Origin of the sequence: Nocardia sp. CA-145437, assembly GCF_050956485.1 — a bacterium.
GTDB lineage: Bacteria > Actinomycetota > Actinomycetes > Mycobacteriales > Mycobacteriaceae > Nocardia.
In genome coordinates this window covers 3816279-3840008 of the sequence record NZ_CP191204.1, presented here as the reverse complement: position 1 = coordinate 3840008, position 23730 = coordinate 3816279, and the positions used below count along the sequence as shown (strand labels likewise).

20 protein-coding genes and 2 tRNA genes are annotated in these 23730 nt (G+C 68.4%); 15 read left to right on the top strand and 7 right to left on the bottom strand.

Going from position 1 to position 23730, the window contains the following annotated elements; all coding sequences use genetic code 11:
* Window positions 1–22: 22 nt before the first annotated feature.
* Window positions 23–1159, bottom strand: coding sequence for a hypothetical protein (locus ACQPYY_RS17980; RefSeq protein WP_433590248.1), 1137 nt, complete (start codon window positions 1157–1159; stop codon window positions 23–25).
* Between the two features lie 206 nt (window positions 1160–1365).
* Between ACQPYY_RS17980 and ACQPYY_RS17975 the strand changes: the two genes are divergently transcribed.
* Both ACQPYY_RS17975 and ACQPYY_RS17970 read left to right on the top strand, forming a co-directional pair.
* Window positions 1366–2370 carry an NADPH:quinone oxidoreductase family protein gene (locus tag ACQPYY_RS17975; RefSeq protein WP_433590247.1) on the top strand — a complete coding sequence of 335 codons (1005 nt, stop codon included), beginning with the start codon at window positions 1366–1368 and terminating at the stop codon, window positions 2368–2370.
* Between the two features lie 132 nt (window positions 2371–2502).
* The gene (locus ACQPYY_RS17970) at window positions 2503–3498 is read left to right on the top strand and encodes an RNA polymerase subunit sigma-70 (protein WP_433590246.1); all 996 of its coding nucleotides are present in this window, start codon (window positions 2503–2505) and stop codon (window positions 3496–3498) included.
* Between the two features lie 10 nt (window positions 3499–3508).
* Here ACQPYY_RS17970 and ACQPYY_RS17965 read toward each other — a convergent pair whose 3' ends face one another.
* The gene (locus ACQPYY_RS17965; RefSeq protein WP_433590245.1) at window positions 3509–4483 is read right to left on the bottom strand and encodes an alpha/beta hydrolase; all 975 of its coding nucleotides are present in this window, start codon (window positions 4481–4483) and stop codon (window positions 3509–3511) included.
* A 166-nt stretch (window positions 4484–4649) separates the two neighbouring features.
* Window positions 4650–5879, bottom strand: a complete 1230-nt coding sequence (locus tag ACQPYY_RS17960) for a lipase family protein (protein WP_433590244.1) — start codon at window positions 5877–5879, stop codon at window positions 4650–4652.
* A gap of 976 nt (window positions 5880–6855) precedes the next feature.
* Here ACQPYY_RS17960 and ACQPYY_RS17955 point away from each other — a divergent pair.
* From ACQPYY_RS17955 to ACQPYY_RS17930, 6 genes are all read left to right on the top strand, one after another.
* Window positions 6856–8097, top strand: coding sequence for a glycosyltransferase family 4 protein (locus ACQPYY_RS17955; protein WP_433590243.1), 1242 nt, complete (start codon window positions 6856–6858; stop codon window positions 8095–8097).
* A complete protein-coding gene (locus ACQPYY_RS17950) occupies window positions 8094–10193 on the top strand; it encodes an amylo-alpha-1,6-glucosidase (protein ID WP_433590242.1) in 2100 nt (699 codons plus the stop codon). The genes ACQPYY_RS17955 and ACQPYY_RS17950 overlap by 4 nt, the downstream gene beginning before the upstream one ends.
* 39 nt (window positions 10194–10232) lie before the next feature.
* Window positions 10233–11186, top strand: coding sequence for a LysR family transcriptional regulator (locus ACQPYY_RS17945; RefSeq protein WP_433590241.1), 954 nt, complete (start codon window positions 10233–10235; stop codon window positions 11184–11186).
* Window positions 11187–11266: 80 nt separating this feature from the next.
* Window positions 11267–12568, top strand: a complete 1302-nt coding sequence (locus tag ACQPYY_RS17940; protein WP_433590240.1) for a D-arabinono-1,4-lactone oxidase — start codon at window positions 11267–11269, stop codon at window positions 12566–12568.
* On the top strand, window positions 12565–13566 hold the full coding sequence (locus tag ACQPYY_RS17935; RefSeq protein WP_433590239.1) for a 1-aminocyclopropane-1-carboxylate deaminase/D-cysteine desulfhydrase: 1002 nt from the start codon (window positions 12565–12567) through the stop codon (window positions 13564–13566). The genes ACQPYY_RS17940 and ACQPYY_RS17935 overlap by 4 nt, the downstream gene beginning before the upstream one ends.
* On the top strand, window positions 13563–15011 hold the full coding sequence (locus tag ACQPYY_RS17930; protein ID WP_433590238.1) for an amidase: 1449 nt from the start codon (window positions 13563–13565) through the stop codon (window positions 15009–15011). Before ACQPYY_RS17935 ends, ACQPYY_RS17930 begins: the two co-directional genes overlap by 4 nt.
* 56 nt (window positions 15012–15067) lie before the next feature.
* Here the strand turns inward: ACQPYY_RS17930 and ACQPYY_RS17925 are convergent.
* Together ACQPYY_RS17925 and mihF are read right to left on the bottom strand one after the other, a co-directional pair.
* Window positions 15068–15152: transfer RNA gene (locus tag ACQPYY_RS17925), tRNA-Leu, on the bottom strand.
* Window positions 15153–15291: 139 nt separating this feature from the next.
* Window positions 15292–15606, bottom strand: coding sequence for an integration host factor, actinobacterial type (gene mihF, locus ACQPYY_RS17920; RefSeq protein ID WP_357081650.1), 315 nt, complete (start codon window positions 15604–15606; stop codon window positions 15292–15294).
* A gap of 274 nt (window positions 15607–15880) precedes the next feature.
* Between mihF and ACQPYY_RS17915 the strand changes: the two genes are divergently transcribed.
* From ACQPYY_RS17915 to ACQPYY_RS17905, 3 genes are all read left to right on the top strand, one after another.
* Window positions 15881–16708: a tetratricopeptide repeat protein gene (locus ACQPYY_RS17915; RefSeq protein ID WP_433590237.1), complete on the top strand. Its 828-nt coding sequence runs from the start codon at window positions 15881–15883 to the stop codon at window positions 16706–16708.
* A 150-nt stretch (window positions 16709–16858) separates the two neighbouring features.
* Window positions 16859–17167, top strand: a complete 309-nt coding sequence (locus ACQPYY_RS17910) for a hypothetical protein (protein ID WP_379099697.1) — start codon at window positions 16859–16861, stop codon at window positions 17165–17167.
* 94 nt (window positions 17168–17261) lie between these two features.
* Window positions 17262–17349, top strand: a tRNA-Leu gene (locus ACQPYY_RS17905).
* 159 nt (window positions 17350–17508) lie between these two features.
* On the opposite strand, the gene ACQPYY_RS17900 is transcribed toward ACQPYY_RS17905, so the two are convergent.
* On the bottom strand, window positions 17509–18174 hold the full coding sequence (locus ACQPYY_RS17900; protein WP_433590236.1) for a DUF6891 domain-containing protein: 666 nt from the start codon (window positions 18172–18174) through the stop codon (window positions 17509–17511).
* A gap of 266 nt (window positions 18175–18440) precedes the next feature.
* Here ACQPYY_RS17900 and ACQPYY_RS17895 point away from each other — a divergent pair, with 266 nt between their 5' ends.
* Window positions 18441–18851 (top strand): hypothetical protein, encoded by a 411-nt coding sequence (locus tag ACQPYY_RS17895; RefSeq protein ID WP_379099691.1) that lies wholly within the window; start codon window positions 18441–18443, stop codon window positions 18849–18851.
* A gap of 174 nt (window positions 18852–19025) precedes the next feature.
* On the opposite strand, the gene ACQPYY_RS17890 is transcribed toward ACQPYY_RS17895, so the two are convergent.
* Window positions 19026–19271: a hypothetical protein gene (locus ACQPYY_RS17890; RefSeq protein WP_433590235.1), complete on the bottom strand. Its 246-nt coding sequence runs from the start codon at window positions 19269–19271 to the stop codon at window positions 19026–19028.
* 266 nt (window positions 19272–19537) lie between these two features.
* Here ACQPYY_RS17890 and ACQPYY_RS17885 point away from each other — a divergent pair, with 266 nt between their 5' ends.
* The 3 genes from ACQPYY_RS17885 to ACQPYY_RS17875 are packed head-to-tail and all read left to right on the top strand — an operon-like array spanning window position 19538 to window position 23725.
* On the top strand, window positions 19538–20587 hold the full coding sequence (locus ACQPYY_RS17885) for a DUF2235 domain-containing protein (RefSeq protein WP_433590234.1): 1050 nt from the start codon (window positions 19538–19540) through the stop codon (window positions 20585–20587).
* Entirely contained in the window at window positions 20566–22446 is a 1881-nt protein-coding gene (locus ACQPYY_RS17880) for a hypothetical protein (protein ID WP_379099682.1), read from the top strand. The genes ACQPYY_RS17885 and ACQPYY_RS17880 overlap by 22 nt, the downstream gene beginning before the upstream one ends.
* Window positions 22447–22453: 7 nt before the next feature.
* On the top strand, window positions 22454–23725 hold the full coding sequence (locus tag ACQPYY_RS17875) for a hypothetical protein (RefSeq protein ID WP_433590233.1): 1272 nt from the start codon (window positions 22454–22456) through the stop codon (window positions 23723–23725).
* Window positions 23726–23730 lie beyond the last annotated feature (5 nt).

Sequence of the window (23730 nt, the reverse complement as noted above, 5' to 3'; positions counted from 1 at the left end):
GCGAGGCGAGGTGTCGGATCGGTCAGTCGCGGGTCGGGTCCGGTTGCCACGGTAGGTACTCCCGTCCATCGGCCGCGGCCGCGTTCTTCGACGAATTCAGCTGATACGGCGTGATTCCGCCGGGCTGCCACGGCCCCGCCGAGCCCGCCGCCACCGCCGACCCGTCCTTGGCGACCAGGCCGATCTCCTCGCGCACCACCGTGATCGGGCGATCGGCGAGGCTGAACCAGTCCAGGTCGAGGAAGTCGTGGCTGCCGCGCGTGAGCGCGCCCCGGCGCATGGCGTCACCGAGCCGGGTGGCCATGCCCGAGGTGCTCAGGTGCCCGGCGTCGGCCTCGAACAGGCCCGCGCCCGCCCGCAGGTAGCCGGTCTCGAACAGCGAGATCACCATGGCCAGCAAGCTGAAGGCGCGCGGATCGTCATTGGCGCGGGCCATGAACGCGAACACCTCGATCTCGTTCTCGAGGGTGGTGCCGTACCCGGCGAGCACGTGCACCCAGTCGTGCTGGGCCAGCAGCGGCGGCGCGGACCCGGGCAGACCGGGGGTGACGAAGCCGCGGTCCCGGTAGAAATCGGCCACACCGCGACCCAGGGTCCCGACCGGCAGCTCCCACAACTCCGCCCAGCGCCCCGCCAGGCCCGCGTCATCGGTGACCGCGCTCCACGAACTGTCCAGTCCGGCGGTGTGCAGGGCATCCAACCGCAGCGTGTCCGTATTGCCCAGATATCCGTTGCGGGTGAAATCGACCGCGGCCAGATCCACCGCGCCCTCGGCATAGCGCTGGGCCACCGCGATCATGTCGTCGTCGACGCCGAGCGCGTCGGCGTACTCCCGCAACTGGTTTCCGGTCGCCGCGGGCAGCGGCCGCACGACCAGGGCCGACAGCAGCATGGTCTGCACGATCCGCTCCCGGAAGACCCGATTGCGCCGCGCCATCCCCGCCGCGAACTCCGCCGCCCCGATCGGCGTCACCTCGGCCAACTCCACCGGATGCCCCGTCATCGACAGGAACAGCGCCGGAATCAGCAACTCCTGCAGGGGCGTGAGCCCTCGATCGCAGGTCGCCGCACTCACCACGCCCCGCGCCAGGAACCGCACCTCGGCGGCATCCGGCGGCGTGAGCAGCACCTCTTCCATCTCCCACAGCCTCCACAGCATCAGGGGACCGAACGGCCCGCGACCCATTGTCATCGCGAAAAACTGGGTTGTCATCGCGAAAAACCGCGCGTGCGTGCTCATTTCACTCTCGGCGTAGCTCTCGGCGGCCGCACCCGGCCGATTCCTTTGGTCCGCGCCCGAGGTCTATCCGAACAACCGGATGCTCCCAATGCGGGAGCCGTCGAGAACCTTGGAAGGTCCCAGCGATGACCACTCCCGCCACGATGCGCGCGCTGCGCCAGCACTCCCTGCACGGCCCGCAGGACATGTCCCTGATCACCGACGCGCCGGTACCGCGACCGGGCCCGGGCGAGGTACTCATCCGTGTCGCGGCCGCCGGTATCAACTTCGCGGATCTGTCGAAATCGCACGGAACGTTCCGCGACGGTCCGCAGCCGCCCTACATCGCGGGCTTCGAAGCAGCCGGAGAGGTCGTCGCACTGGGCGATTCGGTTACCGGTCCCGCACCGGGCGCACAGGTGGTCGGGGTTGGTGACGGCGCGTTCGCCCACTACATGTTGCTGCCCGCTGCCGCGGCAATACCGGTCCCCGACGGCTGGACCTGCCGGCAAGCACTCGGCCTCGCGGTGAACATGCCGACCGCGCTCGCCGCCCTGAAACTCGGCGGCCTCGCCGCCGGACAGACCGTGCTGATCCACGCCGCCGCGGGCGCGACCGGACAGGCCGCGACGATCCTGGCCAAGCATCACGGCGCGACGGTCATCGGCACGGCCTCACCGGGCAAGCACGACACCGTGCTCGGGTTGGGTGCGGATCACGTACTCGATTCGCACGCAACCGATCTGGCTGTCCAGGTCAGGCAGCTGACCGGAGACGCGGGTGTGGATCTGGTGCTGGAGTCCGCGGGCGGACCCACCTTCGAGCACAGCCTGGCCGCGGCCAAGCGGGTCACCGGCCGCGTGGTGGTCTTCGGCCTGGCGGGCGGGGAAGCGCCGGTCACCAACTGGGACTTGGTCTACAGGCATCAGATCCAGCTGATCGGACTCAATATCGGCATCCTGATCCACGCGGCCCCGCAGCTGTTCGGCGAAATCATGGGCGAACTGTTCGCGCTCATCGCCACCGGGGTGCTGGGACCCGGTACGAGCACCGCCTACGACCTGGCCGACGGTCCCCAGGCGCTCGCCGATCTGGAAGCCCGGGCCACCGTCGGCAAGCTGGCCCTGCTCCCTAGTCCGGATGCCCTCTGACCAGGCGTTCGATTCCTTTTCCGCGGCCCTGCGGTCGTCATGGGTGAGGTCCCCGCCGGCGGGACCCGACCCGTGTGAGGAGCAGCCCATGACCGATCGAACGGCGACACCCGCGAGCCCTACACTCACGGCATGACGGCGCAGCTGCGGCAGGCGGCCGATCGGGACCGCTTCGCCGCCGACACAGAGCGGTTCCGCCGCGAGCTGCTGGCCCACTGCTACCGCCTGGTCGGGTCCGCGCATGACGCCGAGGACCTGGTGCAGGACACCTACCTGCGGGCCTGGCGCGCATACCCGTCCTTCGAGGGCCGCGCCTCGTTCCGCACCTGGCTCTACACCATCGCCACCAATGTCTGCCTGACCACCTTGCGGCAACGCAGGATCCGAATCCTGCCCTCGGGACTGGACGGCCCGGCCTCCGGTCCCGAACACGGGTCGAATCCGGTTGCTCCGGGCGAGGTCTCGTGGCTGGAGCCGTTTCCCGATGAATGGATCGCCTCGGACGCCGACGATCCGGCAGCGGTCGTAGTGGCCCGGGAGTCGCTGCGGCTGGCCCTCATCGCGAGTGTGCAGCACCTGCCCGCCCGTCAACGCGCGATCCTGCTGCTGCGCGATGTGCTGGCGTTCTCCGCGGTGGAGACCGCCGACATCCTCGGCACCACGACCGCCGCGGTCAAGAGCGGTCTGCAACGGGCCCGTGCCCGCCTGCGCGAACTCGAACCCGAGCCGGCGGGACTGCTCGAACCCGGCGATCCGCGGTCCCGCGCGCTGCTCGACGGCTACATCGCAGCCTTCGAAAGCGCCGACGCGCACCTGCTCGAACAGGTCCTGCGCGCCGACGCCACCTTGGAGGCGACCCCGTTCCGTGACTGGCAGGCGGGGCTGGCGAACTGTGTTCGAATGCTCGACTCGCAGGTCCTGAACGCGCCCGGCAAGTGGCGGCTCGCCGCCACCACCGCCAACGGCCAACCCGCCGCGCTGCTCTACCGACGCGATCCGGAGGGCACTCTCCGGGCGGGCGGGGTGGTCGTGCTGTCACCCACCGCTTCCGGCGTCTCCCGCGTGGTCGCGTTCCACGACCCGACGCTGGTAGCGCTGTTCGGCTGCGCGGACCGTCTCCCCGATTGACCGCACGGCGCTATTCCGCGAGCGCCGCCTCCAGCAGCGGCCACGAATCATGCAGATCCTGCTGCCAATACGGCCAGGAATGCGTGCCGCGCGGGTGGAAGACGAAGGTCGCCGGAATATCGATCTCGGCGAGCCGCCGCTGGAACGACTCGGTGCACCCGCGCACCAGAAACTCCAGCACCGCACCGAAAGTCACCGCCTGCGGCATCAGCGGGTCGGTCAGCGATTCCGGCCCCGGCGTCCCGCTACCGGTCGACACGTACACCGCTTTACCGCGCAACGCGGCAGCGTTGGTGAGCGGATCGTGGGCGGCCCAGTCGGGGTCGCTGTCGGGCCCCCACATGTTCTCCGGATTGCCGCCGACCCAGCTCACCGAATTCCGGATGGCGAGTTTGGCATTGGTGCTCATGGTGTCCAGGCAGCCGCTGAACGCCGCGAATCCGCGATACAGCGCCGGATAACGGGTGGTGAGCGCCGCCGCCGAGAGCGCGCCCATCGACAGCCCCGCGATCGCGTTGCTCCCGCTGCCGTGGAACCGTTGATCGATCAATGGCGGCAGTTCCTCGGTCAGGAACGTCTCCCACATCTGCACCCCGCCGAGTACGGGATCGGGCCGCTCCCAATCGGAGTAGAAACTCCCCTTACCGCCCACCGGCAGCACCACATTGACCCGTTTGTCGGCGAAGAACGACACGATATCGGTCTTCTGCGTCCAATTCGTCTCCATCGCACCGGAATCGACACCGTCGAGCAGGTAATACGAGGGTCGCGGCTGATCATCGGCGGGATGCAGCACGTCCACGGTCACCGCGCGGTCCATGGCCGCGGAGTACACCGAGATCCTGGTGCGCGAGGGACCGGCGTCGGTGGCGCTCAGAATGGTCGATTCCCCAGCCGGTTCGGCGTGGGCCGCACCGATGCCGGAGATCAGAATTGCGACGAGGGTGATGACCGCGGCCGCGGCGGCACGAAAATCGGCATTCATCGATGTCCATTCATCAGGTGCGGCATTGAATCGGAAACGATGGGAGCGCCCGGGGCGGGCTACTCGAATGCTAAGTGAAACGTAGGTGATCCAGCGGTAGCGACGCCGCGCCGATCTCGCCGGCTGTCGGACAGAGCACGAAATCACCGCTCCCCTGCATCGTTTCTCAATGGCCCGGCCCGGTGCATCCCTGCGGCACCAGCTCTCCGGTGAGCAACTGGTCGACCCAATCCGTGGTCAACGGAATCGAGAGCGCGCCCGCGACGAAGTGCTCACCGGGAAACGGTTGTAACCGAACCCGCGCGCCGCGCCCGCACCAGTCGTCGAAAAGCTCCTTCGCTCCCGCGTAGGGCACGAAGATCTCGTTGACGCCGTGGAACAGGTAGACCGGCGCGGCAGGCGCCATTCCGCCGGGCCGGTTCTCATTCAGAATCTGTTGCACCATGGGCAGTTTCAGCGGATCCGGGACCACGGTCAGGTCCTCGACCCGCAGCGGCGCGATGATCCCGAGCACGGTCTCCTGCGAAATGCAGATGTCGCGGAACAGGTGGGCGACCCGCCAGCCGTTGTCGTTCAGAAGGCTCAGTAGTTCGGGGTATTCCCGGGCCAGCCCGAGCGCGGCCGCCAGCATCACCCCCGTACCCCAGCTGCCGTTCATGACCGGCATCAGCATGTCGTAATCCGCGGGTGCGCCGCCGATGATGGTGCCCGCCAATCGAATCTCGGGCGCGTAGCTCGACGCGAGCTGCGCGGCCCAGCTGGTCGCGATGGAGCCGCCGGAATAGCCCGTCATCACCACCGGCGTGTTCGGGGTGAGCTCGAGCGACGTCGAGTGAGTCACCGCGCGAATGGAATCGAGCACCGCGTGCCCACCCATCAACCCGGCCGCATACGCCTGCTTCGGCCCCTGATGATCGGGAACGACCACGGCGAAATGCTTGGCCAGCAGCAGCGAGATGGCGACGACGTCGGCGGACGCGCCCTTCTTCAGCTCCGTCGAGGGCGCACACGAATACCCCATTGACGAGATCGGAATGTTGTAGGAGACCAGTGGTCTGGGCCCTGGCCCGGGCCATGCGGTGTGCGGCATCAGCAGGGTCGTGGTGATCGCGACCGGACGATCGTGGGAGTCGGTGGACCGCACGAGCAGCTCGTAGGCGTCGGCGGCGAACATGCCTCCGGTCGGGCGCGCGCTCAGCACGGTGCCCGGCGACGTGTTCTCGAAGCCGGACTGGGGCGTGAAGAACGGGTCGGTCGGCGGCGTCGGCAGGACGCTCGCGAGCTCATGGCTCGGGCTGATCAGCTCCGAGAAGGGATCGGCGTGCGCCTGTAGCGGCAGCAGGGTCGTAACCAGCGCTACCAGTGTCAGAATCCGTCTCGACCGGCGAGTAGCCACGGCCAGAAATCCTCACACGGAAATGGCCCGGACCACCGGATTTGGCTCGGTGCGGCGGGTCCCGCGTGGGGCGGAATCCCGGAACCGCACCGCGACCGGCGGGTTCTGGCACTCCGACCCCATGAAGTGGTCAATCGTCCTGGTGGCGGTGGATCCTCGCCTTCGCTCCCGCACCCGGCGGCGTGCCGGCCCTCGGCTCGATCCCCGCCGCCGACGTCCGAGACCCCGCGGCCTGGTCGACCACGGACAGCACTCACGCGACCACGGTCCCGGTCCACTCCGAACCCCGTACGGTGCACGGGCGGAACTGATTTCGGCCGGCACGGGCGACCGCACCGTTGTCCTCGGGTGGGCTGTCGGTGGCGCGCACAGCAATCCGCGCATGAGCGTCTGGAGCGGCGACGCCCACGGCCTTGACCGAACACGGGCAGGCCTTCGGGATGTTCGGCGGCCCGCACGTCAGCGCCGCGGCCGCGCTCAGAGGCACCGACGTGCTGGTGGGCGGCTCGGACGGCCCGACCGGCCGGGTCCGGTATCACCTAGTTGGATCTGGGCCGACGGCGCGAACTGCAGCGTCACGCTGGCGATCCCACTGTGTGAGCCAGGTGTAGGTCTCCTCGAATTGCGCTGACTGGCAACAGTTCTCACACCCCGTACCCGCCGATGAGGCGCGTATGACCACCCTGCCGGCGGGCCTGCTGGTTTCCTGAACCGACGCCGAACACGCCAGGCTATGGCTGCGCACTCGATGAAAACGCCGCCGACCTGGGCGAATAATTGCCGACCTGGGCGAAAAATTAAGGATTCAAATGTGTTTCATTGTCGGCGGTCTGCTCAGAATACTCGTAAGTCCGGTTGACAGAACATTGGCGTAACTTTTGAATTGCGACACCCTGAACTTCTTGCCGACCAGCGGAGTTCGTGGCACCGTATACGACGGTTTGACTCAGTTCAACTCACAACGAGGAGTTTGGAAATGAGGAACAACCTTTCTTACGATGCGCCGCTCGGGAACGCTTTCGACTTTCTGCAGGTTCAGACCGACAATTCCGCCGTACACGGTGCGAAAAATTCGCGGAACCGATCTCTGCATATCGTTCTGGTCGCTCCCCCGTATTTCGACATTCCGCCGGTCGGCTACGGCGGCATCGAGGCGGTCGTAGCGAGCCTGGCCGACGAGCTGGTCGATCAGGGCCACCGCGTCACCCTGCTCGGCGCGGGCCGGGCCGGGACGAAGGCGGACTTCGTCCGGGTCTGGGACGACGTCCAGACCAAGCGCTTGGGTGAGCCGTACCCGGAGATCGTCAACGCCATGAAGGCCTGGCAGATCATCGAGTCGCTGCACGCGTCGGACCCGATCGACATCATCCACGACCACACCTTCGCCGGTCCGGGGAACGCGCCCGCGTACAAGATGCTCGGGATCCCCACCGTCGTCACCGTGCACGGCCCGGTCGACGCCCAGATGGACGAGTACTACCGATCCCTGGACCGCTGCGTGAAGCTGGTGGCGATCAGCGACCGGCAACGTGAGCTGGCGCCGGACCTGAACTGGATCGGCCGCGTGCACAACGCGATTCGCCCCTCGGAGTGGCCGTTCCGCACCGAGAAGCTCGACTACGCGCTGTTCCTGGGCCGCTATGCCCCCTACAAGGGGCCGCACCTGGCGCTCGAGGCGGCGCACGCCGCGGGTGTGCGGCTGGTGCTGGCGGGCAAGTTGAACGAGCCGCCCGAGCACGAGTTCTTCGACGAGTACATCACGCCGCGGCTCACCGAGTCCGACGATGTCTTCGGCGAGGCGGACGCCGCAGCGAAACGCCAGCTGCTGGCCGGGGCGCGCTGCCTTTTGTTCCCGATTCGGTGGGAAGAACCCTTCGGGATTGTCATGATCGAAGCCATGGTCTGTGGCACCCCGGTGATCGCACTGCGCGGCGGCGCGGTGGAAGAGGTCGTCGAACACGGCGTGACCGGATTCGTTCTCGACGATCCGGACGAACTGCCCGGCGCGATCGCGCGCGCCCACGAGATCGATCCGTACGCCTGCCGGGAACGGGTCGAAAGACTGTTCTCCACCGGGCTGTTCGCGCAAGGCTACGAAGCGGCCTACCGCAAGGCGATCGAACTGGCGAAGTCCCGCACGATCGCCGGCTCGGTCCGGGTGCGGCTGCCCGGTGACTCGCGGATCCTCAGCACCCAGGTGCCGGGTGGTCGCGGGTGAGTGTTTTCAATGCCGGTCCGCCGGTGCTCATCGAGGGTGGCGCGGGCGTCGTCACCCTCGTCGAGGCCGGCACCTTCAGCCTGTCCGACCAGCTCGGCGATATCCACCCGGGCACCGCGCACGGCTTGTACTACCGGGACACGCGCATCCTCACCCGCTGGGAGCTGCGCGTGGACGGTCTTCCACCGGAACAGCTTTCGGTGGTCGTGCGCGAGCCGTTCCGGGCCCGATTCGTGGCGCGCAAACCGCCACCACACGGGGTGGCCGATGCGACGGTGCTGATCCAGCGCCGTCGCATCGTCGGCGAGGGCATGCAGGAGATCATCAGCGTGCTCAACCTCGGTGACGAGGACACCGCGCTGACGATCGTCCTCGACGCCGAGGCCGATTTCGCCGACCTGTTCGCGGTCAAGGAGGGCCGCGTCGGCGGTGGCGGCGGTGAAACCACGGCCACCGACCACGCCCTGCGCATCACCGACCGCGGTCAGCAGGGCCGCGGGGTGGTCATCACCGCCACCGAGGAGCCCGAGATCCAATCCGGGTCGATGACCTGGCGGATCCTGATCCCCGCGCACAGCAACTGGCAGACGGTGGTGCGCTGCCAGCCCATCGACGACCATCGGGCCGTCCCGATGAACTTCGATGACGGCGACGAGGACGGTCCCGAAGACAAGATCCGCCGCTGGCGCGCCAGCACCACCACGCTCACCGCCAGCGGCGCGGGCCTCAACACCATCCTGCAGCGCACCGAGACCGACCTGGGCGCGCTGCGCCTGGACGACCCCGCCGACGGCACCTCCTACGTGGCCGCCGGCGCGCCCTGGTTCATGGCGCTGTTCGGCCGCGACAGCCTGCTCACCTCCTGGATGGCGCTGCTGCTGGATTCGGACCTGGCCGTGGGTACGCTGCGCCAGCTGGCGAAACTGCAAGGCGCCGAGACCAATCCGATCACCGAGGAGGAACCCGGCCGCATCATGCACGAGCGGCGGCACGGGCCCGGCAGTGATCGGGTGCTCGGCGGCACCGTCTACTACGGCACCGCCGACGCCAGCCCGCTGTTCGTGATGCTGCTGGCCGAATGCCATCGCTGGGGCGTCGGCGACGCGGCCGTGCGCGAACTGATCCCGGCCGCCGACGCGGCGCTGGGGTGGATCGACACCGACGCCGACCTCGACGGCGACGGTTTCGTCGAGTACCGGCGCAAGACCGACCGCGGTCTGGCCAACCAGGGGTGGAAGGACAGCTGGGACGCCATCAGCTTCGCCGACGGCCGTCTCGCCGACCCGCCCATCGCGCTGTGCGAGGTGCAGGGCTACGTCTACGCCGCCCGCGTCGGCCGTGCGGAACTGGCCGACGAGACCGGCGACCACCCCCTCGCCGAACGACTGCGCGCCCAGGCCGCCGACCTGAAAGCCCGGTTCGACGAAGCCTTCTGGATGCCGAAGAGCGGCTGCTACGCGATGGCCCTCGACGGCGCGAAGCAGCCGGTCGACGTCGGATCCAGCAACCCCGGCCACTGCCTGTGGACCGGCATCGTGCCCGACGAGCGCGCCGCCGAACTGATCGAGCGGCTCGGCGCGGCCGACCTGAACAGCGGATTCGGTTTGCGCACTTTGTCTTCCACCGCGCGCCGGTTCAACCCCATGGGCTACCACACCGGTTCGGTGTGGCCGCACGACACGGCCATCGCGGTGGCCGGTCTCATGCGCTACGGCCACATCCCCGGCGCCCTCGAACTGAGCGTGAAACTGGCGAGCGGGCTGCTCGAGGCCATCCAGGAGTTCGGCGCCCGCCCGCCGGAGCTGTTCTGCGGCTTCGCGCGCGACGAATTCCGTTCCCCGGTGCCCTATCCCACCTCGTGCTCGCCGCAGGCGTGGGCGAGCGCGGCGCCGCTGCTGCTCATGCGATCGTTCCTGGGCCTCGCGCCCGACGTCCCGAACCGCAACCTGACTATCGCGCCCCGCCTGCCCGACCGCGCGGGCACGATCCGGCTGACGGATCTGCGGCTGGGACCGGCCACGATCACCATCGAGGCCTGCGGCATGGACGCGCGGGTCGAGGGCCTGCCGCCGGACTGGCAGCTGAACCGGAAGTAGCGGAAGGCGGGCCCGCCGGGGAGTGCCTACACTCTCCCGGTGGACCTGCACATGCGACACCTGCGCTATTTCGTGGCGGTGGCCGAGGAACTGAACTTCACCCGCGCGGCCCACCGCCTGCACATCGCGCAGCAGGCCCTGAGCGCTCAGATCAAGCAGCTCGAGCAGGCCGCGGGGGTGATGCTGTTCGTGCGCAGCACGCGCAGCGTCGAGTTGACCGCGGCCGGGAGAGCGTTCCTCGCCGACGCGCGGGCCCTGCTGGCCGCGGCGGACGCCGCGGTGGAACGGGCGCGCACGATTCAAGCCAGTGAACACGAGCGGCTGACCTTGGGGTTCCTGGAGGGCGCGGCGTTGACCCTCACCGATCCCATCCTCTCGGCTTTCCGCCGGCAGCATCCGGGAGTGCAGCTGGAACTGCGGCAGTTCGGCTACGACGATCCCTCGGCCGGGCTCGGCGACGGCACCGCAGACGTCGCCTTGGTCCGCCTGCCGATATCGACGCCCGATATCGACATCGAGCCGCTGTTCAGCGAGCCCGTGGTCGCGGCGCTGTCGTCCGGGCATCGGCTCGCGGCCCGGAGCCTGGTCTCGGTCGGCGATCTGCTGGACGAACCGATTCTCGGGTCGGCCTGCGCCGACCGGACCTGGAACGGGTTCTGGGAACTCGAATCCCACCGTGCCGGACGTCCCGCGCCGGTGGTGTCGCGCTCCACCACCCTGCTCGAGGAGATGCACAAGGTGATGACCGGTGTCGGATTCGTGGTCACCGCCGCCGCGTGCCGCTGGCTGACCTTCCCCGGCGTGACACTGGTGCCGATCACCGACGCCGCGCCCAGCCGGGTGGCGGTGGCCTGGCGGCGCGGCCGGGCCTCGGCATTGGTGCGATCGTTCGTGGACCTGGCGCGGACGGTGCGTGACGATCGGCCCGATCTGGTGCGGGCATTGGCCGAACCGGACTTCACCGACCGCACCCCGCCCGCGATGCTCGGCTGAGGATTCACAACCCGGTTTTGTCGTTCAGCGGGTTTTGAGTGTTTCCGCGGCGCCGACCGGGAGCAATAGCGTTTGCCCGCATGAGTCGATCCATGTGGCGGAACTTCGCGGGCGATCAGGTGTGTCGCCCGCGTGCCATCGAAAACCCGGGCACTGCGGCGGAATTGAGCGCGGCGCTGGAACGCGCCGACAAGCGCGGCGATATCGTACGGGTGGCGGGGTCGGGGCATTCGTTCAACGACGCGGTGCTTACCGACGGCACCCTCATCACCTTGAACCGGATGAACCGGGTGCTCGATGTCGACCGCGGCTCCGGGCTGGTGCGGTGCGAGGCTGGAATCTCCTTGGGCGCGTTGAGCGCGGCGATGTGGGACCACGGACTCGCCTTCGCGAACCTCGGCGACATCGATGTGCAATCGATCGCGGGCGCCACCGCGACGGGCACGCACGGCGCGGGCATCGGCCTGCCGAATCTGTCGGCGAGCCTGCGCTCGATCGAGCTGACGCTCGCCGACGGCAGCCGGGTTGAAGTCGACGCCGACCATGATCCGCAGGCCTATCGGGCCGCCCGGGTGAGCCTGGGCGCGCTCGGCGTGGTCAGCGCGGTCACCCTGCAGGCGGTGCCGGCGTTCACGCTCTCGGGCGTGGACACGCTCGCCTCGCGTGCCGACGTGCTGGACGGCATCGACGAACTGGCCGACGGCAACGATCATTTCGGGTTCTTCGCCTTCGCGCACAGCCCCCTCGTCATGACCAAGACATGGAACCGGACCGCCGAGCCGCCACGGCCCCGTGCGAAGTATGTCGAGTGGATTCACGAGGAACTGCTCACCAACTACGCCTTCTGGGCGGTGTGCCGCATGGGCCGCGCTCGGCCGCGCTGGATTCCGGCCCTGAATCGGCTGTGCAGCAAGTTGTCGGGCACCACACGCACCGTCGATCGCTCCTACCGGATCTTCGCCACGCCGCGCCGGGTGCCGATCACCGAGATGGAGTACGCCATCCCGCGTGAGCACGCCGCCGACGCGGTGCGGCGCGTGCTCGCCTTGGCCGAGGAATCGCGATTCGATGTCCCGGTACCGATCGAAGTGCGGTTCGTGGCGCCCGACGACGCCTTCCTCAGCCCCGCCGGTGACCGACCCAGCTGCTATATCGCGGTGCATCAGTTCGAGAGGATGGAGTGGGAACCGTACTTCCGCGCCGTCGAGGACCTCATGATCGGCTACGGCGGGCGGCCGCATTGGGGAAAGCGGCATTTCCGCACTGCCGTCGATCTGGCTCCCGAATACCCGCACTGGGATCGATTCGCGGCGGTACGCGACCGGCTCGACCCGCAGCGGCGTTTCACCAACGCCTACGTCTCGCGCGTATTGGGGGAATGAGCGTGCCACTACTCCACCAGTACTACCCGGCCCTGAGCGACACCCTGCCGCACCTGGCCCTGGGCGCGGCCCCGACCCCGCTGCGCCAAATTTCGTTGCTCCCGGCGTCCGACACCGAGATCTGGATCAAGGACGAGGGCGTGTTCGGCGACGGCGGCTGGGGCGGCAACAAGGTCCGCAAACTCGAATGGCTCCTGCCCGACGCGCTGCGCCGGGGCCGGCGCACCATCCTCACCGTCGGCGGGTTGGGGACCAACTGGGGGCTGGCCACCGCCCTCTACGCCGGGGCCCACGGGCTGGACACCGCGCTGGCGCTGGTCGACCAGCCGATGGACGAACACGTGCGCGCCCAACTGGAACGGATCCGGAACTCCGGCGCCACAGTACATTTCACGCACACCGTGGCCCGCACCGCGCTGAGCCTGCCGTGGCTGCTGGCCCGCCACCGCAGCGGGACGACCCCGCCCTATTTTCTGCCCGCGGGCGGATCATCGCGGGTCGGGCTGCTCGGCTATGTCGAGGTAGCGCTGGAACTTGCCGCCCAGGTCGCGGACGGAACGATGCCCGAACCATCGCACATCGTCACCGCTGTCGGCTCCGGCGGCACGGCTGCCGGGCTTGCCTTGGGCCTGGCCATGGCCGGCCTGCGAACGCGGGTGGTGGGCGTGGTGGTCAATGACAAACTGCGTCTGGACGAGCCGGGTCTGCTGCGCTCGGCCCGGCGCACCGAACGCCTGCTGCGGGAGCGCGGCGCACAGCTGCCCGAGTCGGCGCTCACCCTGGATCGCCTGCTGCTGGTGCGCGATCAACTCGGTGCCGGTTACGGCCATGCCACCGAACCCGGCCGGCTCGCCCAGCAACTGGCCCACGACCGCGCCGGGCTCGAGCTCGAGCCGGTGTACACCGCCAAAGCCATGGCGGCGGTGCTGGACCTCGACCGGCGCGGTGCGCTGAACCACGGGCCGATCGTCTACCTGCACACAGACGGTCCGCGATGACCGGTTCGCGTGATCAGAACGAGGAAACACCTATGGAGACAACAGAACTAGGGCTCGGCGAGCTCGCACGGGCCATCGCAGACGGGCACATCAGTGCGGTCGCGGCGGTCACCGCGGCCCTCGATCGCATCGCCGCGGCCCAGCCCGGACTCAACGCCTTCCGGCTGGTCCGACGCGACCGCGCGCTCGTCGAGGCCGCGGCCGCGGACGCGCGGATCGCTGCCGGGGAGAGGCTACCGTTGCTGGGGGTGCCGATCGCGGTCAAGGACGACACCGATATCGCCGGCGAGCCAACCGCATTCGGCTGCGGTGGCGAGCACCCGCCCGCCACCGCCGACGCCGAGGCGGTCCGGCGGCTCCGCGCCGCCGGTGCGATCATCGTCGGCAAGACGAATACCTGTGAACTGGGCCAATATCCGTTCACCAGCGGCGACGCGTTCGGGCACACCCGCAATCCGTGGAGTGCCGGGCACACCCCGGGCGGATCTTCGGGTGGCAGCGCCGCGGCCGTCGCGGCCGGACTGGTGCCCGCGGCGCTGGGCTCGGACGGCGCAGGCTCGATCCGGATCCCCTCGGCCTGGACGAATCTGGTGGGTATCAAGCCGCAGCGCGGGCGGGTGTCGACCTGGCCGGAACCGGAGGCGTTCAACGGTCTGACGGTGAACGGCCCACTGGCCCGCACGGTGGCCGACGCCGCGCTGCTGCTCGACGCGTGCGTCGGCAACCACCCGGATGAGCTGCATCGCCCGCCCGCGATCCGCGCCGTCGACGCAGTGGGCAGTGACCCCGGCAGATTGCGTATCGCGGTATCGCTGCGCGCACCCTTCACCGGGTTCCCGACGCGGCTCGATCCCGAGATCCACGCCGCGACACAACGCATCGCGTCCCGGCTGCGCGCCACGGGCCACGCGGTGGTCGAGGCCGACCTGCCCTACGGCACGCTGCTGACCGCAGCCTTCCTCCCGCGTTCACTGGCCGGAGTGGCGGCCTGGCACGAACGTATGCCCCCATCGGTCCGGGTCGACCGCCGCACCCTGGCCAATGTCCGCACCGGGCGGCTGCTGGCGGGACCGCCACTCACCGCCGCCCGCCGAGCGGAACCATTGCTGCACCGGCGGATCGGGGCGATATTCGGCGAATTCGACCTGGTACTCGCGCCCACCACCGCCACCCCGCCGCTCCCGGTACATTCCCCCGACGGACTGGGCAGCTTCGCCACCGATCACCTGATCGCCGGTAGCTGCCCTTACGCCTGGACCTGGAATGTGCTGGGCTGGCCGGCGGTGAACGTACCTGCTGGATTCACCGACGCGGGACTGCCGATCGGCGCCCAGCTCCTGGGACCGGCGAATTCCGAGCCCCTGTTGATTTCGACGGCGGCGCAACTGGAATCCGAGCTGCGCTGGGACCGAGTGCGTCCGGATCCGTGGTGGCTGCGCCGATAGCTTCGGTGCGACACGAGAAGAGCCCTCCCACTAGGTGGGAGGGCTCTTCGTCATTGTGTCCGGAGGGGGACTTGAACCCCCACGCCCTAATACGGGCACTAGCACCTCAAGCTAGCGCGTCTGCCATTCCGCCACCCGGACCGGTGGTGCTCAGCAAGGTTATCGGATCGGGCCGCGCGGACCAAATCGGTCGATGTAGTGCGTGTTTGCCGAGCGAGCGGAGGCGGTGGGAGTGGTTGCCGCCGGGCCGGATGCCGGCCCGGCAGGCCACCCCCCGATCTCAAGCCTTCAGCGCCTCCAGCAGCGCGGCGCGCTGCCGGGAGCCCAGGCCGCCGATGCGGCGGTCGGCGGGGATCTCGGCCTCGTCCATGAGCTTGGCCGCCTTGACGGGGCCGATACCCGGCAGCGCCTTGATGACCGCCGCCACCTTCGTCTTCTTGACCAAGTCTTCCGCGTCGGCGCGCTTGAGCACCTCGGCGAGACTGACTGACCCCTTCTTGACCTGCGCGATGAGTTCCGAGCGGGCCTTACGAACCGCCGCGGCCTTCGCCAGCGCCTCGGAGCGTTGTTCGGGGGTCATGGTGGGCAGAGCCATATGTCCTTACCTTTCACTCGTTCGCTGGTATTTCGCCGACGATTCAACAGGACAGTGGGCCCTCCGCAAGTACGACACACCGCGTGGACGTGGCCGACACGTCGACCGACCGGCGAAATTTGGACACGGGAGGCCCGTCTCGAGCCTCCCACGACACCGGTCGACTGACCAGAAGTTTGCTGGCGGACGTAGCTGGCAAATACCCGACCCCGCGCCGGGCATCGGTACTACGGTGGGCGCGAACATCACCGGGCACCGGCGAAGGGCGGGGCAGATGCAGGGGTCGTATCCGTACGCCGAACCGCCCACGACCGTGCCGTCGCTGGCCGATCGATACGCCAGCGCGGACCCCGTGACCTGGAACGGAGCGCAGGTCTACCCCCTGCACTCGGAGACTCTCGGGGACTCCCCCGCCACCGTCCGGCTGACCCTGCGCACGGCCGTCGCGCGGGCGGGCGTGCGCAGCCTCGGGATCGGGCTGGCGGTGGACCGGGGGAATGTGTTGCTGGGCGGCCGCCAGATCAGGGGGGTTGACGTCTGGAGTGACGCGATGGACGGCGGGATCGACCTCGAGGTGTGCCCCACCGACGCCGACGCCGCGATCACCGTGACCCCCGTCTGGGTCGACGACAGCGGCGCGACCGTCTCCTGGGTCGGCAATTACGGGATGCTCATCACCCGCGAACCAGCCATGACCGTCCTGCACTGCTCGACCGGCGTCGGACCGCCCGATTTCGGAGAACTCGTCGTCGAGCTCGCCACTACCAGGAGGCCGCCGCGCCCCGACCTGCCCGCCGAGGCCGGCCGCTACCAGAACGCGCTCTACGAGCTGGGTGTCGGGATGCAGAGCCGCGGCGACGAGGAGCAGGCCTGCCAACTATGGGCGCAGGCAGCCGAGTTCGGGCATGTGGGCGCGGCCTACGACCTGGGTGTGGTCCGCTACCGCCGCGGCGACTACCCCGAGGCCGAACAGTGGTGGCGCTTGGCCGCCACCCACGGCGACTCGCGCGCGATGGCAGGCCTGGCCGAGTTGCTCAGTCGCCGCGGCGGCCCCGGTGAGGCGCAGGCCTGGCGCACGGCCGGCGCCACCGACTACCGCTGAGAAACCCCGGCGCGTGCTGTGACGCAATTCACGCGACTCGGAGTTGAATCTCCGGGTCCGCCCCCGATTGCGGGGCGGTCGCGCCCATCTACAGTGGCGGTCGATCGCGCGGCCGCCTCGGCCCCGCGCCCGACCCACGAGGAACGCATGATGAACACCGCGCGATGGACGGCCGTGGCGGCCGCCGCACTGGCCGTAACCCTGCTCTCGGGTTGCTCGGATGTCGAGAAGGCGCTCAACCAGGGCGGCGACACCAAGTGCAGCGACTACCTGATCCAGAACGCCGACACCCAGCGCATCACCATCACCAAGTTCATCAAGCAGCAGGGCAGCACCCAGAACGAACCCTCCGGCACCCAGGTCGACCTCTCCATGGCGGCAGTCCAGAGCCTCTGCCAAATCCAGGCCAACAAGGACACCCCCATCAAGAACGCCAACCTCCTCGGCATCCTCCACTAGCCCCAATCCTTCCCCCGCGCACCCCATTTCGCCTGGCCCAGCCCCGATTTCCGTTTCCGCCAACCCCTCCGCTAATCTTGTCCCGCACCACCGAGTCCGGGTGGCGGAATGGCAGACGCGCTAGCTTGAGGTGCTAGTGCCCGTATTAGGGCGTGGGGGTTCAAGTCCCCCTCCGGACACCACGAACACCCGAATGCTGTGCACCACACAGCATTCGGGTGTTTCTTGTTTCAGCCGTCGCGCTTGCCGGAAGTCGGGTCGCGGGCCGGGCTGTGGCGATCCGTCGCCGGGATCGCTTGCCGGCCAGGAGAAGTCAGCAGTTCGATGTTGTCTCCCGGGCGTTACGCCTCGATCGGGGCGTACCAGTCGGCGTTCTCGAGTAGCACCCTCGTGCCCAGGTCGCGGTCCCATTCCGGCTCGATGCCGTGGCGCCGGAAGATCGGAAACACCACGTCGTCGAGCAGCCGGGTCACATCGGCCGTGTAGAGGTCTGCCTTCGCGTCATCGCTGAGCGCGTCGTAGGCGGCCTCGTCGAAGTCCTCGGGCGGGAACGCGCCGTAGCCGACGTACGTCGCGCCGTCCTCGAGGAGACGGCTGGTGTCCTGCTGATGGAAGTAGACGTAGCCGTTCCAGTGCCGGCTGTCGTCGCGTTCGTCCCAGATCTCGCCGGAAGCGCAGGTGCCGCAGCAGGAGAAGTCCGCTCGCGCGACCACACCGTTGGCATTGAGCTCCTCGAACGCGGCGATCGTGCGAGAGGTGTACGCGCCGATCTCCGCCTGCTGGAGCAGCCGCGCGGCACGCAGCGCGGCGAAAGCGGCCTCGAGCTGCTCGTCGGTGAGGTCGTAGTCCTCGCCGTAGCTGTCCACGAAATCGTCGGCGTCGCCTCGGCCGGTGATCAGCTGATCCCAGATCTGCCGGGCCAGCTCTGCGCGATCGGCCTCATCGAGCGGCAGATCGGGCAGAGTGGCGTAGGGCGGCAACGTGTTCGGGTTCGACAACGCGCTCACAGCGTAACCTCCAGACAACGAGCGAAACCGTGCGAATCACCCGCGCTGGCGATGCTAGCTTCCGTCGATCCATCTCACCCATGGGCATCGGACTGTCCGGTGCCGGCATCGCCTGCGAACTGTGCACTGCGCCCGCCCCGTGAAGCCGCTTGCACGGTCGAGGATTTCGACCAGCCCTTTCACTCCCGCACCGCCACGAAGGTCTGGACACAACGCCCTCCGCATAGGTTATGGTTAGCCTAACCTGACCTGAAGGAGATCTGCTCATGATTCGCAAGTTCGTCGTCGCCTCGATGCTGTCCGCCAGCTTGTTGGCGCCGGCCGTCGCCGTGGTCGCGACCGCTCCGGCCGCCGTGGCCGCTCCGGCTACGCCGTCCGCGGGTGAGCTGCAGGGCAAGCTGCAGGCGGCGCTGAACGGGTCGGCCGCCGAGCTGGAGTCCGGCGACGCGAGCCAGATCGGCAACGTGAATCAGGTGATTCAGCGGATTCCGGGGTACAGCTGGGACGTGTCGGGGCCGATCTCGGTCGACGGTGACGTCCTGTCCGCCACGCTGAACAGCCGGCTGGGATCCTATTCCTTCCCGTTCTCGGTGACCTGGAAGAACGTCGGCGGTACCTGGAAGCTCTCGCGCGAGAGCGAGGAAATGCTCGCGAGCTACGCGAACATGGCCTGGTGATGGCGCACAGCCTCTACTGAGGAAAGGCAGGAACCGGTACGCGCGTGGTCGCGTTCGGGTTTCAGACCTGGGGACGGCGAACATTGCGGGCGCTCATCGATTCTCGCCATGCCGTCGTCCTCTCGGTCACCCATCCGGCCGGCGCATCGTCGGACAAGGCAGTTGGTTGACGCCTCATACCCGAGCGCGCATGCGGTGCCGCCCTCCGGTCGCGGCCTCGGCGTCGCGCATGGCGGGCAACTCGGTCGTGTGTTCGTCGAGCGCGCGATGCAGTCGCGCGAGAAATTCGTCCAAACTGCCGTACCGGCACCGGATCTCGCTCAGCAGGTTCATGGTCACGTCCATCACCGGGCTCACTTCCCACCAGTGCCAGTTCGCGCCGACCTGCGCATCCTGGCAATCTGAACCGACAAGCGGCATGGTAATCAGTCCCACGAAACCGGTTGGCTTGCAACGGAACTCGCGATCGAGAACGGGGCGGTCTCGTCGCTTCCGGGCGCCTGATCGCGGACGCCGGGAAATTAGGCAAGCGTACGATCGAAGCCGACGTCGGCGCAGGATTTGTCCAGCCGGTAAGAAATCGCTGACCTGGGGTACCAGAATTCGGTAGTCGACGTCTCCGTTTACCGAAATTCGAGTACAGCACTACTCGATACTTGGCGATTGTCCGGCGCGACACTCGATGGGTGTTTACAGGATCAGCGGCGAAGAACATCGTCATCTGTCTCGACGGGACGGGCAATCAACTGCGGGCCACCGGCAGCACCAATGTCGTCCGCCTTTTCGAGATGCTCGATCTGAGCGATTCCACCGAACAGGTCGCGTTCTACGATCCGGGCGTCGGCACCTTCAGCGCCCGCGGCGCGTGGTCGCCGCCGGCGCGCTGGGTGTCGCGCGTGCTGGGGCTGGCCGTGGGCAGCGGTCTGCGCTCGAATCTCGCAGAGGCCTATACCTATCTGATCGAACACTGGCGGCCGGGCGACCGGGTGTTCGTCTTCGGTTTCAGCCGCGGCGCCTACACCGCGCGGGCCCTGGCGGGGCTGCTGCACGAGCCCGGGCTGCTGCGGCCGGGCAGCGAAAATCTCGTCCAATATGTCGTCAGCGCGTACACCCGCAAGACGACGGATTGGCCGGAACTGCGCCGCTATGCCCGCGCGTTCTGCTCGAAGACCCCGGAGGGCGAATTCTCGATTCCCATCGAGTATCTGGGGGTGTGGGACACGGTGAAGGCGGCCGGGTTGTTCCGCTGGAATCTGAAATGGCCGTTCACCCGTCAGATACCGAATGTCGAACGCGTCCGGCACGCCGTTTCCATCGACGAGAAGCGACGCCCGTACGAGCAATACCTGGTCGTCCCGAAGGGCGCGCGGCCCGTCCTCACGGAGGCGTGGTTCGCCGGTGTCCATTCCGACGTCGGCGGCACCTTCGAGGACGATCCGCGCCTGGCCGAAGTCGCGCTGAAATGGATAGCCGACGGCGCGATCGAGGCCGGACTGAATGTGAAGCCCAAGGCCTACCGCGACGTCTGCGCCCTGACCGAGAACCACGCGAGCGGCCGGGTGCACCGCATGGGCTGGATCTGGGCACTGCTCACCTACCGGCACCGCCGCATCCCCGCGGATGCCCTGCTGCACGCGAGCGTGCGGACCCGGTGCGAGACGGATACGAACTACGGCAAGCGAATCCCGCGAGCGGTCCGGTGGGAGGACGAGCAATGGACGAAACCACACCTGTAGTCGCCTACAGCATGGGCGGCATCTGCCCGCCCGCCCGCCGCCGACTGCGGACGTTCGCCTTCGACCCCATGTCGACGCGCCTGACCGGACGCTTCCTCACCCTGGACATCCCGTTCGAGAAGTTCAAGGGCCCCGGCCCGGACGGCGGACTCGTGCAGGTCGTCGACTACGACGCCAGCCGCGAGAAGTGGTACGCCCCGATCGACCTCGACGACCCGTATCTGCTGGCGCAGGACGGAATTCGCCCGACCGAGAGCGATCCCCGCGCCCATCAGCAGGTCGTCTACGCCGTCGCGATGAGCGTCCTGGAACGCTTCGAGCGTTTCATGGGCCGCCGTTTCCGCTGGCATCGTGAGCAGGTCCTGCGCCTGGTTCCGCACGCCTTCGAGGGCCAGAACGCCTACTTCGATCCGAAGCGCCGTGCGGTCCTGTTCGGCTACTACCGGGCAGACGCCGAGAACCCGGGTGCGAATCTGCCCAGCCAGATCATCTTCACCTGCCTGTCGAGCGATATCGTCGCCCACGAGGTGACCCATGCGATCGTGCACCGAATCCGCCGCCTCTACAGCGAATCCACGCATCGGGACGTCTTCGCCTGGCACGAGGCCGTCGCCGATCTGATGGCGTTGTTCCAGCATTTCACCCACCGCGACGTCGTGGTCGACGCCATCACGAAGACCTCGGGCGAGCTCGGCAAGAGCGGCGGACTCCTGGATCTGGCACGCGAATTCGGCGAATCCACCGGCCGTGGCGCGGCCCTGCGCTCGGCGATCCGCAGCCCGGACCGCACCCCCAATCAGTTTCTGGCCGCGCAGGAGCCGCACGAACTGGGCGCGTGCTTCGTGGCCGCGGTCTTCGACGCCTACCTCGACTCCTATCAGAGCGCCATCGCGGACCTGCTGCGTATCGCGACCGGCGGGACCGGCGTGCTGCCGCCCGGCCACCTGCACCCGGATCTGGTGTCCCGCATCGCCGACGAGGCGGTCAAGACCGCGGACCGCTTGCTCGGAATGGTGGTGCGCGCCTTCGACTATCTGCCGGTGGTGGATGTCCGCTTCGGTGATGTGGTGCGCGCGATCGTCACCGCCGACCGCGGCCTCTACCCCGAGGACCGCCGGCATCTGCGCGCCACCCTGGTCGAGGCGCTGCGCCGGCGGGGCATCTGGCCGACCAGCGTCGCCTCGCTGACCGATGAGGCGCTGGTCTGGCATCAGCCCGACACCGGCCTGAACCTCAGCCGCGGCAAGCACGCGGTGGACCTGTCCAAGGTCATCCTGTCGGCCTCCCGTGACCTCGACCCGGGCGGCGCCGCGGGCGAATTGCGCACGCCTCCGGCCCCCGACGGCAATGGCAGTCCCCGCGTCCTGGAGCTCCCGACGACGAGTTCGGTCTTCCGTGAGGTCGCCATCGGCATCACCGCCTGGGCCCGCGTGAACGCCCTGCAACTGGGGCTCGATCCGAAGCTGCCGATCGGCTGTGACGGCATCCACGTGTCCTACCGGCAGGCGGGTGACCGGCTGCCACGCCCCGAACTGGCCATCCAGCTGCTGCAACGCCGCACCGACCTCGAGGATCCGAAACAGTACAAGCCGCCGGCGATCCGCGCGGGCACCGCCCTGGTCGTCCGGGCGGACGGCAGCGTCGAATACATCATCGCGAAGCCACTACCACTCAGCGATCCGACCGTGGCCACCGATGACAATGCCAGAGAGTTCCATGAAGCCGGGAAGCAGCGGCTCGCCGAAATGACCCAATGGTTCGAGTCCCTGGAGGCCGCGGACCCGTTGAGCGCGTTCACGGCCGAGCACGCGATCCACCGTCTCGGCTTCGCCACGATCCATTCCGATACCGGGGAGTAGGTGCGAGATGGCCACCCGGACAACGATTTCGGTCCGCATGTACAACGTCGGCTTCGGCGACGCGTTCACGGTGACCGTCCGCCGCGGCGATGAGACCTGGCGGATGCTGGTCGACTGCGGCGTCCACAGTCAGGGCCGGGCCCGCCCGATCCGCGAATCGGTGCGCGCCATCATCGCCGATCTCACCGACGCCGCGCCCGATCGCCGGCCGCACCTCGATGTCGTGGTCGCCACCCACCACCACGCCGACCACATCACCGGATTCGCCTGCGAGGAATGGGAACAGGTGCTGGTGGACGAGGTATGGGTGCCGTTCGTCGAGGACCCCGACGACGCGGACGCGCGCCGCATTCGTGGCGGTCAGGCTGAGGCCGCCAACGGCCTGCTGGCGCTGAGCGAGCGGCGCGTCGCCGAACTCGACGGCCGCCTGCCCGCCGGTGTCGAACAGGCCCGGATGTTCGCGCTCAACGCGCAGGGCAATGCCGCCGCGACCGATCGTCTGCTGGGTCGCAATCAGCGCGGGTTCGCCGCCCCGCACCGGGTCCGGTTCCTGCCCAGCCGGGCCGAGGCCGAGAACCGGATCGCGGTGGACCGTGTCGGCGTGGTCGCCCACATTCTCGGGCCCTCCCGCGACATCAAGTTCCTCAAGCGCATGGATCCGCCCGCCCAGCAGTCGTGGCCGCTGGTCCGCGCGGGCGCGGGCGCCGACTCCGCCGGGCGGCTCACGCCGCTGTTCCACGCGCGGTACATCACCTCCGGTCAGCTGCCGGGCCGGCTTCCGGAGGCGAAAACGGATCTGGCGCTGGAGAATCTGGTGCACGATGACGACCGATTGCTGCGCGCCGCGGCGATTCTGGAGAACGCCGTGAACAACACCAGTGTCTTCTTCGTCCTCGATGTGTCCGGAACGCGGCTGCTGTTCCCCGGGGACGCGCAGCAGGGCGCGTGGGAGTACGTGTTCTCCGACGCCCGCAATGTCGACCTGCTGACCGACCTGGCGCTGTACAAGGTCGGTCATCACGGATCGCACAATGCCACTCCTCGCCGATTCGTCGAAAAGGACTGGCAGACATCGGGATACGCGATGGTCCCGTTCGGGCCGGTGCGGCGATGGGTGAAGACCATACCCAAGAAGTCGCTGGTCGAGTCGCTCGAACAGCACCATCACACGGTGGTCCGCGCGGACCAGCCGCCCGAGGCCGTACCCGGTCACCTGGCCGTGCACGGCGACCTCTGGACCGAGGTCACCCTCACCGCAACGAATCACCATCAGGAGTGAAAGAC